The sequence below is a fragment of the Sphingomonas cynarae genome, assembly GCF_039537815.1.
Taxonomy (GTDB): Bacteria; Pseudomonadota; Alphaproteobacteria; order Sphingomonadales; family Sphingomonadaceae; genus Sphingomonas; species Sphingomonas cynarae.
This window is the reverse complement of the sequence record NZ_BAABBF010000007.1, coordinates 78553-91198: the sequence shown is the minus strand read 5'-3', so window position 1 is coordinate 91198 and position 12646 is coordinate 78553. Positions and strand designations below refer to the sequence as shown.

The 12646-nt window shown below is 62.9% G+C and carries 14 protein-coding genes and 1 tRNA gene; 9 read left to right on the top strand and 6 right to left on the bottom strand.

Translation table 11 applies throughout. From position 1 onward, the window contains the following. The first annotated feature begins 9 nt into the window (after positions 1-9). A tRNA-Glu gene (locus ABD719_RS14515) sits at positions 10-84 on the top strand. Between the two features lie 95 nt (positions 85-179). Further along, positions 180-770 carry a DUF6538 domain-containing protein gene (locus tag ABD719_RS14510; protein WP_344694196.1) on the top strand — a complete coding sequence of 197 codons (591 nt, stop codon included), beginning with the start codon at positions 180-182 and terminating at the stop codon, positions 768-770. Here ABD719_RS14510 and ABD719_RS14505 read toward each other — a convergent pair. Then, positions 767-1075, bottom strand: coding sequence for a hypothetical protein (locus ABD719_RS14505; protein WP_344694103.1), 309 nt, complete (start codon positions 1073-1075; stop codon positions 767-769). The two genes, ABD719_RS14510 and ABD719_RS14505, sit on opposite strands and share 4 nt — an antisense overlap. A gap of 668 nt (positions 1076-1743) precedes the next feature. On the opposite strand from ABD719_RS14505, the gene ABD719_RS14500 reads away from it, so the two are divergent. From ABD719_RS14500 to ABD719_RS14485, 4 genes are all read left to right on the top strand, one after another. Beyond that, positions 1744-2433 (top strand): hypothetical protein, encoded by a 690-nt coding sequence (locus ABD719_RS14500; RefSeq protein WP_344694102.1) that lies wholly within the window; start codon positions 1744-1746, stop codon positions 2431-2433. Between the two features lies 1 nt (position 2434). Next, positions 2435-2638, top strand: a complete 204-nt coding sequence (locus tag ABD719_RS14495) for a hypothetical protein (protein ID WP_344694101.1) — start codon at positions 2435-2437, stop codon at positions 2636-2638. Next, complete coding sequence (locus ABD719_RS14490; RefSeq protein WP_344694100.1) at positions 2635-3993, top strand: hypothetical protein; 1359 nt, start codon at positions 2635-2637, stop codon at positions 3991-3993. Before ABD719_RS14495 ends, ABD719_RS14490 begins: the two co-directional genes overlap by 4 nt. Before the next feature lie 369 nt (positions 3994-4362). After that, positions 4363-5061, top strand: coding sequence for a YoaK family protein (locus ABD719_RS14485; RefSeq protein ID WP_344694099.1), 699 nt, complete (start codon positions 4363-4365; stop codon positions 5059-5061). Positions 5062-5078: 17 nt separating this feature from the next. Here the strand turns inward: ABD719_RS14485 and ABD719_RS14480 are convergent, their stop codons facing one another. From ABD719_RS14480 to ABD719_RS14470, 3 genes are all read right to left on the bottom strand, one after another. Next, positions 5079-5675, bottom strand: a complete 597-nt coding sequence (locus tag ABD719_RS14480; RefSeq protein WP_344694098.1) for a TMEM175 family protein — start codon at positions 5673-5675, stop codon at positions 5079-5081. A 143-nt stretch (positions 5676-5818) separates the two neighbouring features. Next, positions 5819-6712 (bottom strand): glutathione-dependent disulfide-bond oxidoreductase, encoded by an 894-nt coding sequence (gene yghU / locus ABD719_RS14475; RefSeq protein WP_344694097.1) that lies wholly within the window; start codon positions 6710-6712, stop codon positions 5819-5821. A 46-nt stretch (positions 6713-6758) separates the two neighbouring features. Further along, positions 6759-7775, bottom strand: a complete 1017-nt coding sequence (locus tag ABD719_RS14470; protein WP_344694096.1) for a histone deacetylase family protein — start codon at positions 7773-7775, stop codon at positions 6759-6761. Positions 7776-8193: 418 nt separating this feature from the next. On the opposite strand from ABD719_RS14470, the gene ABD719_RS14465 reads away from it, so the two are divergent. Both ABD719_RS14465 and ABD719_RS14460 read left to right on the top strand, forming a co-directional pair. Continuing rightward, on the top strand, positions 8194-8622 hold the full coding sequence (locus ABD719_RS14465; RefSeq protein ID WP_344694095.1) for a PH domain-containing protein: 429 nt from the start codon (positions 8194-8196) through the stop codon (positions 8620-8622). Next, positions 8619-10097 (top strand): PH domain-containing protein, encoded by a 1479-nt coding sequence (locus ABD719_RS14460; RefSeq protein WP_344694094.1) that lies wholly within the window; start codon positions 8619-8621, stop codon positions 10095-10097. Before ABD719_RS14465 ends, ABD719_RS14460 begins: the two co-directional genes overlap by 4 nt. 177 nt (positions 10098-10274) lie before the next feature. On the opposite strand, the gene ABD719_RS14455 is transcribed toward ABD719_RS14460, so the two are convergent. Further along, positions 10275-11015 (bottom strand): SDR family NAD(P)-dependent oxidoreductase, encoded by a 741-nt coding sequence (locus ABD719_RS14455; RefSeq protein WP_344694093.1) that lies wholly within the window; start codon positions 11013-11015, stop codon positions 10275-10277. Between the two features lie 166 nt (positions 11016-11181). Between ABD719_RS14455 and ABD719_RS14450 the strand changes: the two genes are divergently transcribed. After that, positions 11182-11766, top strand: a complete 585-nt coding sequence (locus ABD719_RS14450) for a TetR/AcrR family transcriptional regulator (protein ID WP_344694092.1) — start codon at positions 11182-11184, stop codon at positions 11764-11766. 207 nt (positions 11767-11973) lie between these two features. Here ABD719_RS14450 and ABD719_RS14445 read toward each other — a convergent pair whose 3' ends face one another. Continuing rightward, entirely contained in the window at positions 11974-12546 is a 573-nt protein-coding gene (locus tag ABD719_RS14445) for a TetR/AcrR family transcriptional regulator (RefSeq protein WP_344694091.1), read from the bottom strand. Positions 12547-12646: the final 100 nt, after the last annotated feature.

The following is a 12646-nucleotide window of genomic DNA, read 5'->3' as shown; positions in this document are numbered from 1 at the left end:
ACCGGATACGGCCCCTTCGTCTAGCGGTTAGGACGTCGCCCTCTCACGGCGAAAACACGAGTTCGATTCTCGTAGGGGTCACCAGCATCTGCCCAAGTGGCGGAAAAGCGCGATTTCTTAGGTTTTCACGGACGCTTTACCCATCCTTGTGTACAAAGGATGCGTACAAAGTGATCCGTATGGCTGCTCCGTTCAAAGATCCTCGCACCGGCATTTTCCACTTCCGCCGCTTCATCCCGGTCGCACTCCGCCCGTTCTTCGACGGCGGCGCGAGCGAGTATAAGCGGACGCTCGACACCCGCGATCCCGAGGAAGCCCGCCAGCGCTATCATCCGCATGCCGTCGTCTATGAGCAGAAGCTTATGGCCGCGCGTCGCAGCCTTGCCAGCAAGCAGCTCCGCTCAGCCCGGACCATGGTCGACGCCTATCTCGACGGCGTCAGCGACCAACAACTGCAGGGTATGGCTCAGAAGCTGGCGTCGCTCGAACTGGGCGCGTTCCGGCATTTCCATGGCCTGACGGACCATGACCCCGGTGCCCGCTATGATTTCGGCAGTCCGCCGGAACGGACCGACCTGCAGAACTTCGGCGACCGCAAGGCCATGCTCGAGGCGATCCCGGACTTCAGCCCCCTGCCGTGGCTCGAGACGCTACAACGGATTTCCGCCCTTCCGTCGTTGCATCCCGTCGACTGGGCCATCCTCGCGGTCGCGCACAACGGTGGTATTGCCCATCCGATCGAGGCGGCGCTTTACGAGGCGATCGGCTAGGCCATTCTCGACCGGCTATGCGCGGCCTGCGCGCTGAAGATCGATCCGGCCCGCACACGCATCCTGCCATCGCCGATCCTGTTCGAGGGAACGCCGGGTTCGCCGCACGCGGCCACGACCGTGCAGCCGCCGGAAACGTCATCGAAGGTGCCCACACCGACCATCACCAGGGTCTTCGAGGACTGGGCTATGTTCCAGCCTCGAGAGCCCAAACTCGTCGACGAATGGCGCACCGCCATCGCCCGGTTCGCTCGCCTGCATGACGATCCGCCGGTCGACACGATCACCGCGTCGATGGTCCGCATCTACCGCCGAACCTGCGCGGGGCTGCCCGCCCGAGCGGGCAAGGCCATCACCGCCCTGCCCCTTCTCAAACAGGTCGAGCTCGCCGAGGCGCAGGGATTGAAGACGCTCTCGCCTGCGACCGTTAACAAAGCGCTATCCGCCATTCGCGTCATGCTCGATCACGCCGTGGAGGAACTCGAGGTGATCAGCGAGAATGTGGCCAAGACCGTCAAGTCTCTCGCCAAAACGACAATCGAAGACGCCCGTCCGCCCTTTGAACCGCAGGACCTGGTCAAGATCTTCACGTCGGGTCTACCTGAGAAGAGCGGGGCTTCGTCCAGCACATTCGCATGGACGCTGCTTCTCGCCCCCTTCACCGGGTGCCGACTGGAGGAACTGGGCAAGCTGCGTCCCGGCAATGTCAGAACTTACGACGGCATCCCCTATATCGCGATCGAACTCGACCGATTGCGGGTGCGCGAAGAACAGGACGGCCTAGCCAAGCGGGTAAAGACCGCGAGCGCCAAGCGCGACATCCCCTTGCATCCGATCCTCATCGAAGCAGACTTTCTCGACCTGGTCGCCAAGCGACGGGACGAGGGCGCGGACTGGCTGTTTCCGGAGCTCGACACCAACAAGTACGGCAGCCGCACAGCACGCCTCTCGCGGGTAATGAACGACTTTCTGGATGACACCGGCCTGTCCGATCCGGAGCTGGTCTTCCACTCGTTCCGCCACACTGGCAAGCGAGCGATCCGGGGCAAGGCACCCGCTGACATCGTCGACCTGTTATTCGGCCACCCTCGTCATCGTCGCCGACAGCGCCGCCGAGCTTCGGCGTCAGTACCGCGCGGCGGACAAGCGCCGTGGCGGCCCGGGATCGCCCGACGCCCGCAAATATGCGCTTGGCTCCGCTCTCGTCATAGTCGGGCTGGACGGCGTCAGCGACACGGCGCTCGTCGGACTGTTCTCGCATCCGGCACGCATGGCACGCTGGATGAACGCCGCCATCGCGGCGGGTGCAGGCCCGATGATCGGCGACATCATCGGCTCGATCTTCGCCGATCCCGCCCGGCTCGCCTGGTGCGAGCAGTGGGGCCGTATCCTGCAGTGGCGCCGCCGCAAGGCGCTCTACGACCAGGAGGTCGAGCGCTTCCTCAAGACCGGGCCAACCGATCCGAAGGCATCGTGGCGGACCCGGCCGATCAGCATCGGCCAGGCGGGGCTGGTTGCGACGCTCTGCGAGCTGCTCGCCGTGCCCACTCCCGACTTCAAGAACCGCGGCGCCGCCTTCGAATGGCTCCGCCTGCACAACGGCAATCCGAATTACTGGCGCGAGCCTTCGCTCCCGCCCAACCTGGAGGACGACAATGGATGACATGACCACGATCGACGAGGATCTCGCCGTGTACAGGCAGCTCGCCGATGAATATGACAATGCGGCTCAGCGCTACAATGCCGCGGTGGAAGCGGGCCAGATCGGCGTCGAAGCCTTTTCTCACATGGCCGCGCTCGGCGAAAAGCTCGCCCGGGTGGCCGACGAACTGAAGGGCCGCATCGACGCGGCACAGCGTGCCCTGTGAAGGCGGCCTTTCGCAACCACCTCGGGGCCAACGGGCGCAAGACCGATGTGTCGAGCCTGCTCGGCGGCTTGCTGGCGAGCGACGGCGATCCCGTCGGTTTGGTCCGTGACATGCACGCGCGGATTTATTCCGGTGGCATCGGCGAGGACCAGTTCGACCGGCTCCTTTTCAGCCCGTCGACCGCCGACATCCGCACGCTGCCGTCGGCGATCCTCGATACGAAGGAAGCCCTGGTGCCGCTGGACCTCATCCCGGCGAGCAGCCACGATCTCTACCAATTCCTGCGGCGCATGATGGTGGCGACGGCGCGAGATTTCGAACCCTCTCAGTTGGTTGGGGACTGGTTCGGAGATCGGCCGCCCGTGTGCGCCTTCGACGACCACGTCGATCGGCTTTGGCAGTTGAGTGCCGAGAAGCCCTGTCTTTACACCGCGCTGGTCGGCGGGCGTTTCGGTTCCGTCGTCCGTCATCTCCAGCAATGCAAAGCGATGAACGACGCGACCCGGCACCTGCGCGACCTGTTGGTCGGGCAAGCGCTGATCTGGTGCGCCCATGACGTCCAGCTGGTCGTCGCACGGCTGACCAGAACGCCGGACTATGGTTTCCTGCTCCCGGGCAACCGCTCGCTCGAGGGTTCGCTAAACGATCTGCGCGACCGCCGGGGCACGCTGGATACGGTGCTCGACCTGTTCTTCGGCTCGGACGAATGGCGCGAGCGTGAGATCGAGGCGGTTTGGGCAGGTACGAACATGCCGCTGACCCAGCACACCGATCCCATCATCCGACGCGTCGCCAAGCACGTCGGACGAGCTGATCGGAACGTCGACACCAGACTGTCGCCAACGGACGTCACCGCCATGATGCAGCGGATCGCGGCGCAGCTTCGCGCCGATCCCTTCCTGGTCCGCACGGCAACGCCGCGGACCAGCAATGTCGACGCCAAGGCCTATGCCACCGATTGGTACGGCTTGCCGCGCTTGGCGGCCATGAGCGTCGCCATCCGCCGCCTGATCCAGGCCGAGCATCAGTTACCGGCCATGATCGATGCGGTGATCGCCGGGAGGGCGCCGCCCGCGACGACGATCCTGCGGCCACTGCCCACCTATCGCCGCGCGAAGTTGGGCCGCTTGTCCGTCGCGCGACAGGTTGAACTCCTCGCCTTCTACCGCGGTGCCGTGCTGGCCGATGGCAACAACAATTCGTCGAACCCCTGGAAGGCCATCGAGGCGTCCCGAGACTTCCTGCGTAAACGAAGCAGGCGCCATTCGGTCGATCATCACGGTCCAGCGGGCGATCCGCGGCGTGCCTTCTACCTTCTCGACGTCATTCCCGAACATCGGTTCGCGATCGGCTGACGCCGTTTGGCAATCCACCTGTTTCGACGGCCCGACAGCTATCTTTAGCCAGCTCTTGCTTCTCAACCTCGACACTCGTTCGTAGGTTCATCGTCAGTGGCGCGGCATTATCAGGCCGCCGTTCAGGAGAAGGCCGATGTCGAAGGAGGATCCCATTGTCACGCAGCATGGCATCCAGATCACAATCAGAGGCCGCTCTCCGGTGAATCAAAGGGGCGCGGTCGATATCGTTGATCGGATCGAGCACGTGCTGACGTCAGTGGTACGGGGTGAGGGGCAGGAGCCGCGCAGCACGAGGTGAGTATGGCTCTGCCAAGACGATCGGCCTTCTGGGGGTCGAGGCGAATTTCCGTTTCTGAAGGAATACCCATGACCGTCATGAAGAACCCGGACCCGCGCGTGCCGCTCCTGCTGCTCCTGTCGGTGACGACCGGGCTGGTGGACGCGGCGAGCGTCCTCGGACTGGGCCGGGTGTTCACCGCGAACATGACCGGCAACGTCGTCTTCCTGGGGTTCGCCGCGAGTGGCGCTCCCGGCTTCAGGGTCGCACCCTATCTGATCGGCATCGCCTTCTTCCTGACCGGCGCGCTGATCGGCGGACGGGCCGGGCGGTTGCAGGCCGGCGGCTCCGAGCGGCGCTGGCTGATGAGCGCCGCGGTGTTCGAGACGTTGCTGCTGTGGATCGCGGCCGGCGTGGCGATCGGCTACGATCATCAAGCGATGGCGCCCGAGTGGCGCATGTTCGCGATCATCGCCCTGACCGCGGTGGCGATGGGGTTTCGCAACGCGACCATCCGCCAGCTCAAGGTCACCGACCTCACCACGACCGTATTGACGCTGACCCTGACCGGGCTGGGCGCGGATTCGATCGCGGCGGGTGGCGGCAACCCGAATTGGGGGCGTCGGATCGCCGCGGTCCTCGCCATCTTCCTCGGCGCGGCGATCGGTGCCGCCCTGCTGTTCCGCTTCGGAGTCGTCGCGCCGCTGACCCTGGCCGGAGCGCTCATCCTCATCGGCACGGCCGCTTGCGCCATGCGTCTCGCGCCCGGCCCGCGCGGGCTCGAATAGCACGCCATCGCACACGGTCAGGCTTCGTCCTCGGACAACACCCGCTCGACCCGGCGGTCGGGGATAAACCAGAAAAGCGCGACGGCCACGTACGCGCCAAGCCCGATGTCCGGCCATACCAGCGACAGGACGACGCCAAGCGCGTAGAAGACGATCGAGAGCCAGCCCTTGCGATCATGCCCGATCGCCCTCCCCAGTCGCGAACCCTGACCGTCGTGGCGCGCGAGCATGGCTGCAAGGATCTGGTAGGCGATCGCCGTCATCAGCAGGACGATACCATAGCTGGCGACCGGCGCCACGGCATCGCGGGTCTCGCCGATCCAGCTGGTGACGAACGGGATCAACGACATCCAGAACAGTAGATGCAGATTGGCCCACATAATTGGCCCGGTTACGCCGCGCGCCGCCTGGAAAAGGTGATGATGGTTGTTCCAGTAGATACCGACGTAGACGAAGCTGAGCGCGTAGCTCAGCAACACCGGCACCGTCGGCAACAGATCGGCGAAGGCGGTCCCATGCGGCACCTTCAGCTCCAGCACCATGATCGTGATGATGATCGCTATGACGCCATCGCTGAACGCCTCGATCCGCCCCTTGCCGATTGTGCTGATCACCGTCATTTCCTTGTGGACACCCCCTTTAGTTCAATAGATGCAGGGTATCTACGCAGCTCATTGCAATCTGACCCACATCCGGTCATTCTTAGCTTGTTTTCCGCTTCCCAACTTCAGTCGCTAGCCTGTGCGGCCTCGGGGGGTCATCGCGTCCGGCTTTCCGCCGCCGCTCCTTCGAGCTTGTCCTGCGTCCGGGTATCGAAGTCACCCGCATGATGGCGTTCGTGGAGCTGGCTGGCGGGATCGCCCATAATCCGGTTCACCATCCGGCCACGCCGGACCGCCGGCCGCGCGCCGACCAAGTCGGTCCAGCGCAGCACGTTCTTATATGCGTCCACCTGCAGGAACTCGGCGGCATCATATACCTGGCCGGTCACGAGCGCGCCGTACCAGGGCCACACCGCCATGTCGGCGATCGAATACGCATCGCCCCCGACATATTCGCTCTCGCCCAAGCGCCGGTCTAGGACGTCGAGCTGGCGCTTCACTTCCATCGCGAAACGGTCGATCGCATATTCGATCTTCACGGGGGCATAGGCGTAGAAATGCCCGAAGCCGCCACCCAGCATCGGCCCGGCACCCATCTGCCAGAATAGCCACGACAGGACCTCGGCGCGCTTTGCGGGATCGGTCGGAAGGAACGCGCCGAACTTCTCAGCGAGATAGACAAGGATCGATCCCGATTCGAACACGCGCACGGGTTCCGCGCCGCTGCGATCGACCAAGGCGGGAATCTTTGAGTTGGGATTGGCATCGACAAAGCCACTGCCGAACTGGTCTCCCTCCATGATCCTGATCAGCCAGGCATCATATTCGGCGCCCATATGGCCGGCGGCGAGCAACTCTTCGAGCATCACGGTCACCTTCACGCCGTTGGGGGTCGCGAGCGAATAGAGCTGTAGCGGGTGCTTGCCGACCGGTAGCTCCTTGTCGTGCGTGGCACCGGCGATCGGGCGGTTTATGCTGGAAAAGCGGCCCCCACTTGACTTGTCCCAAGTCCAGACCTTGGGTGGTGCGTATTCAACGATCTCGTTCATCAGGCTTCTCCGTAATCTTTACTCTACTCCACCGACACGACCCGCATCAGCCGTTTGATGATAGGCCGGCTAGGAATGCGGCGACATTGTCCCCGAGTTCGGCTGCAGCGTATCCGCCTTCCATGACGGTGACGGTCGGCAGGCCCGCTGCCGCGATATGCCTGCCCAGTGCCGCGAAGTCGTCGCGCTCCAGGGCGAAGTGCGAGATTGGGTCGCCGGCATAGGTATCCGCGCCGAAGGACAGGACCAGAAACCGCGTGCCGAAGTCTGCGATCGCCGCCAGGGCACGGTTGAGTGCGGGGCGATAGGCCGCCCAACTTGTTCCCCGCGGCAGCGGCAGATTGAGTGTGGCATCACGCCCCGCCCCTTCCCCGTCCTCGTCGGCATGCCCCCAGTAGAAGGGATAATCAGTGACCGGATCGGCGTGGATTGAGACGAACAGAATGGATGAATCGCACCGGAAGATGTCCTGCGTGCCGTTGCCGTGATGATAGTCGACGTCGAGGATCGCGACCGGACCCAGTCCCCGCCGGTGCGCCTCGGCTGCGACGATGGCGGCGCTGTTGAGGAAGCAATAGCCTCCGCAGTAATCCCGGCCGGCGTGATGGCCTGGCGGACGGCACAAGGCGAAGGCGCCGGAAGCGCCCTCGGCGACCGCATCGAGCGCGGTCAGCGCAGACTGCGCCGACCAATAGGCCGCATCCCAGGTGCCGGCGGCGATTGGCGTCACCGCGTCGTAGCCGTAACGGCCGAGCCGCGCGTCGATCCGGGTCAGGTTGACCGGACGGCGCCCGACGATAGGCCAGGCATAGCCGATCGCATCGCCCATGCGCCCGGCGGCCCGCCAGTCGGCATGTGCGATCTTCAGGAAATCGAGATAGGCGGCATCGTGCACCGCTAGCAACGGGTCCATGCCGAAGTCCCGCGCGGGTTCGGCCGGACCGATCGCCGCTAAGATTGCCTCGGCACGCGCGGGCGTTTCCTGAAAGGCGGTCCAGTCGCCGTTGTGCATTTCGCGGGCTGGGGCGTGCGCAAGCTGGCGGGAGTCAAACACGATCTTCATCATCATTGCCTAACGCGCTAATCCGGCTCGAGGCACCATGGCACGTCACCTGCGCGTCCGCCGCCTGCGCTTTACCTGCCGTCATTCGGCACGGCGTGGCGACCCACAACCAGACATTCGCAGTACTTTCTTCGCTGTCCAGCTTCTGCCAGTCATTCATATTTCTGGAGGGGAATTTTTTGGGTGCAGTCGAGGGCTGAAGTTGTCACCGCAACTACAGGGACGACTCGCTCGGAATGCCTCCGGTGGCTTGCAGTCAGGACGATGATGATGACCTCGACTTCGATATCCCCCCATCAACTATATTGACGTGGAACGAAAGCACGGCTTGAGTCCGCCTGAAGGCTGCTTCCATAAGGTAGAAATGAAACCAGTACCTGTCGCTCTGAGCCGCCTGGAACCTGGGCAGCGAGCCGTGATGCACGTCGGAGCACTTGTTCCCTCGTTAATCGTGGGTGGCGGTATTTCAACGCTCGGTGCAGTCGCGAACGATCAGTTGGGATGGCCGAGCTGGCCGGGCTTTGCCATCGGGGCTCTATTGGCGCTGTGGTTGGCGGTGATCACACCTCGGCGGCGCTGGCGCGCTTGGGGCTGGGCGCTAGCACCTGATGAACTTCACGTAGCGCACGGAACCTGGACGCAGGTCCATACCGTGGTTCCCCTCTCGCGAGTTCAACATATCGACGTCTCGCAAGGCCCGGTCGAACGTGCCTTTGGCGTCGCCCGCCTGATCCTGCATACCGCGGGCACGTCGCATGCCGTCGTCGTTCTGCCCGGACTGTCACGCGTCAAAGCTGAAGAACTGCGTGACTCGATCCGTGTTCGCATCCGCCCGGAGGCCTGGTGAGCAAGGCCGATACTCCGTCACGTCTCGGTGAAGCGCCGCGTCGGCTGCACCCCGCCTCGATGATCATCTCCGTCATCCGCAAGGCACCGTCGACGCTGCTCGGTATCCCAGCCCTGCTCGCGGTAGTGGCACGTGCTGATTGGTGGATGGTGGTGACTGGCGGCATTACCGCCGCCCTCGCCGTGGCCCTGGTCCGCCTTTTGACATGGTACCGTTTTACGTACGCGCTTGCCGCCGACGCGATCGTCATCGAGAGCGGTGTGTTTAGCCGCAATCGTCGCACCATACCTTATGAGCGCCTTGCCGACATCGGCATCGAGCGTGGCCCGCTGCAACGCGTGTTCGCGCTCGCCAAGGTAACATTAGAAACCGGAGGCTCCGGTATCGACGAGGGTTCGCTGGACAGCGTATCGTGCGCGGAGGCTGAAAGGCTCCGCGCTGCTCTGCAGCGCCGACGCACTGTTACGCTCGAAAATCCAAGTGACGGTGCCGAAAAGGCTGCAACTGTTCCTGTCGCCGAAACACCGCTCTTTGCGATGAGCACAAGACGTGTGCTGCTCTGGGGATTTTTCAACTTCTCGCTGGTCTGGATCGCGATAGGGCTCGGCGCTCTTCAGTATCTCGCCGGACTGCTGAACGTGGATCGCAGCGCGCTCTTGAAAACGGTTGCGGCGAGCACCGACACCGTTCGGTCGTTGCCGGTGCTTGCCTGGGTAGGCGCTCTTGCCGCTGGCACTATGGTCGTGCTGACGATCGGCCTTACGGCAGGAATCGGACGTACAATGCTGCGCGACCACGCCTTCAAACTCATAAACGAAGAAGGACGCTTACGGCGCATGCGCGGACTATTCACGCGCAGCGAGACGATCATCTCTCTTCCTCGCGTACAACTCGCCGTCATTGATGACGGGCTGCTACGCCGCCATTTCGGCTGGTCGCGCCTGCGAACGCAACTGCTCGGCGGCGAAGGCGCCGAAGGACTTCAGGATTTGGCCCCACTGGCCCATACAGCCGAAGTCGACCGCCTCCTCATCGAACTGCGACTGCCAAGAAGAAGGCCAGACGCCTTATGTGCCGTTGCCCGCGGCCATGTGTGGCGCGCGCTCCTGAGACGCACGGCGATACCCACACTGCTCATCCTCGGCGCTTCGTGGTTCTATCCCCCCACGCTGCTTGCGTTGGCGCTGCTCGGACCGTTGTGCGGGCTGTCCCTGCTTGAGCGCCGCCATCACCGCTACGGCTTCACACCTGGGCTATTGCAGGTACAACGCGGCGTTCTCACTCGTCACACCTGGGTCATTCCAGTCTCGCGTATTCAAACGGTGACGCTGCGACAGACCTGGATCCAACGGCGACTGAGGCTGACCAGTATCTTCATCGACACGGCGGGGGCCAACCGCTTCTATGGCCCTAATATCCATGATGTTTACGAGGCAGACGGATGGATGCTAATCGGTCATCTGTCTGAGATTTGAGGTCAAAAACAACGCTGCAAGCCGACGGAGATATATGCTGTTGGCCGATTTTCAAGTCTGACCCAATTATCGACATTCAGCTCATATCACGGGCTTCCACATAGCAGACGCTCGTTCTTATCACCCTTGAGTACGGCATGAGTGCTCCCGATAGCACCCATGCCGCCTTCATTAGCTTCAGGCAGTCTGTCCGCCATCAACGTTCAGGATGGCCCCGGTCACATGGCGGGCCGCCGGGCTAGCCAGAAACACCACGGCTGCCGCCACGTCTTCCGAGGTACCGTAGCGGCCCAGCGGACTAAGGCTACGCTGGAAGTCGGCATATTCCCCTGCCGCGGGGTTCATATCCGTGTCTGTCGAACCCGGCTGCACCAGATTTGCGGTGATATCGCGAGGGCCAAGCTCCTGCGCCAAGCCGCGGGTGAACGACTGCAATGCCGACTTGGTCATGAAATACACTGTGCCCGTCGCGCCGACGATCCGATCCGCTCCTGCGGACCCGACCGTGATGATGCGGCTGCCCGAAGCCAGGTGTGGGATCGCAGCCTGAGCCGCAAGCACGGGAGCGCGCACGTTCACTGCGAGCAGAGCATCGATGTCTTCGATCTTGAAGTCCTCTATCGTGCCGTAAAGCGCGATCGCGGCATTGTTGACGAGGATGTCCAATCCCCCCAGCGCCGCCACAGCCTCATCGACCGATCGTTTGATGGCGGCGGGATCAGCGCTATCGGCCTGGATGGCGACGCCACGTCGTCCTTCCGCCTCGATACCTCGCACGACCTCTGCCGCCCGGTTCGTGGAACGCTCGAAGGTAACGGCAACATCGGCTCCCTTGCCCGCTAGGGCGAAAGCGATGGCGGCGCCGATGCCACGTGATCCACCGGTCACAAGTGCACGTTTGCCAGTCAGATCGGTCATCATCATATCTTTCTGTATCGTTCAATACAGATTAGCTAGGATCGTTGTCTTCCGACGTCAATGAATTATATGTCGATTGATGCAGAAATCAGATCGACATGGTGAGGCGACAAGGTCTGGCACAGGGGTACGTGGCCGGCCCCGTGCATTCGACCGTGACACGGCTTTGGAACAGGCCACCCGGCTGTTCTGGAGCAAGGGGTATGAAGCGACATCGCTGACGGACCTCACAAAGGCGATGGGGATCGGGTCGCCGAGCCTCTACGCCGCGTTCGGCTCGAAGGAGGCCCTCTACGCTGAGGCGTTGCGGCATTATGCCGAAACCAATGAGCATCACGTCTGGGCCGCTTTCCAGGCTGCAGATACCGCACGAGACGCCGTCCAGTCCCTCCTGATGGATTCATCTGCGGCGCTGACTGGCTGTATTGCCGACATGCCCCGCGGCTGCATGGTGACACTCTCGTCAGTTGGCAGTGAGGGCCATGCCAGTCTTGGCGAGATCGTCAAAGCCGCACGCGCGCTCACACTCGAGCGGCTGCAAACGCGTCTTGAGCACGCCGTGAAGAGCGGCGAAATTCCCGAAGGGGCCGACACGCATGCCCTTGCCCGGTTCGTGCAGGCGGTGCAGGCTGGCATGTCGATCCTCGCACGCGATGGTGCCAGCCGATCGGAGCTGGAAGCCATGACGTCGGTCGCGATGGCCGGATGGGACGCTCGCACTCACACGGGCGGAAAGAAGGTCTTGGGCTAGCTATTCCGCTTCTCGCGCAAAGACTCAAATTCGGCGACGGGGAGCTCATCTACCAAAAACCAACAGCGGACACATGTTCAGGTTGCCTAGAGGTATTCCTAACTATTCGCGGCTCCCTCTTCCAGAGGCGGAAGATCGCCACGCAGTCCGGAACTTCCAATTAACGCCGCACACCTGTCCCTCGACCGGTCGAGCTTCCAAAATCCTCTAAGTCAGAAGCGGCCCTGCCTTACAGTAACTTTCGATCAGGGCATCGAAGACAGCCACGTCAGACCTGCTTCGTGCCAGGATCTGGGCACCAGCGACCGCACCGTAGATCGCGCGCGCTCTACCATCCACGCTGTCGGGATCACCGAGTCCTGCCGCGACGAGCTGACGGCTCAGCCATGCGACATTGACGTCGGCGAAGGCCTGGACCTCCTTTAGGACCGGCGCGGGAAGCCCATCATGCTCTGCCGCCATGAAGCTGCTCAGGCACATTCGGTTGCCACGCTCCAGAGATGCCCGAAATATGCCAGGATATTGCCGCAACGCTTCCGCAGGCGACTTGGCCTTCTCTGAGATCTCCTCGAGATCGCGGGCGATGTCCTCCCAATAACGACGTGCCACCGCCTCGCCGAGCAGCGCCTTGTTGGCGAAGTAATAGTTGATGCTGGCCGCCTTGATGCCAACCGTCGCCGCCAGATCGCGAAAATTGATGCCGCCGTAGCCGCGAGCCATCGCCGCCTCGCGCGCAGCCAGCAGGATCGCTTCTCTCGCATTTTCCTTGGTTGTTGCCATTATCAAGCCTCCACCTGTCATATGACAGGCAGGGGTTGACAGCGCAAGTTCTTGCACGCAAATAGATACCTGTCATCTGGCAGGCAGGTGATAGATACGA

What these genes read in the sequence shown, in the direction of transcription:
- ABD719_RS14455 (WP_344694093.1), bottom strand. Translation starts at nt 11,015, where the DNA reads ATGACCGATCTGACTGGCAAACGTGCACTTGTGACCGGTGGATCACGT.
- ABD719_RS14505 (WP_344694103.1), bottom strand. Translation starts at nt 1,075, where the DNA reads ATGCGGACCATCGACGCGGTGATCGTGTCGACCGGCGGATCGTCATGC.
- ABD719_RS14510 (WP_344694196.1), top strand. Translation starts at nt 180, where the DNA reads ATGGCTGCTCCGTTCAAAGATCCTCGCACCGGCATTTTCCACTTCCGC.
- ABD719_RS14445 (WP_344694091.1), bottom strand. Translation starts at nt 12,546, where the DNA reads ATGGCAACAACCAAGGAAAATGCGAGAGAAGCGATCCTGCTGGCTGCG.
- ABD719_RS14485 (WP_344694099.1), top strand. Translation starts at nt 4,363, where the DNA reads ATGACCGTCATGAAGAACCCGGACCCGCGCGTGCCGCTCCTGCTGCTC.
- ABD719_RS14470 (WP_344694096.1), bottom strand. Translation starts at nt 7,775, where the DNA reads ATGAAGATCGTGTTTGACTCCCGCCAGCTTGCGCACGCCCCAGCCCGC.
- ABD719_RS14500 (WP_344694102.1), top strand. Translation starts at nt 1,744, where the DNA reads ATGACACCGGCCTGTCCGATCCGGAGCTGGTCTTCCACTCGTTCCGCC.
- yghU (WP_344694097.1), bottom strand. Translation starts at nt 6,712, where the DNA reads ATGAACGAGATCGTTGAATACGCACCACCCAAGGTCTGGACTTGGGAC.
- ABD719_RS14465 (WP_344694095.1), top strand. Translation starts at nt 8,194, where the DNA reads ATGCACGTCGGAGCACTTGTTCCCTCGTTAATCGTGGGTGGCGGTATT.
- ABD719_RS14495 (WP_344694101.1), top strand. Translation starts at nt 2,435, where the DNA reads ATGACCACGATCGACGAGGATCTCGCCGTGTACAGGCAGCTCGCCGAT.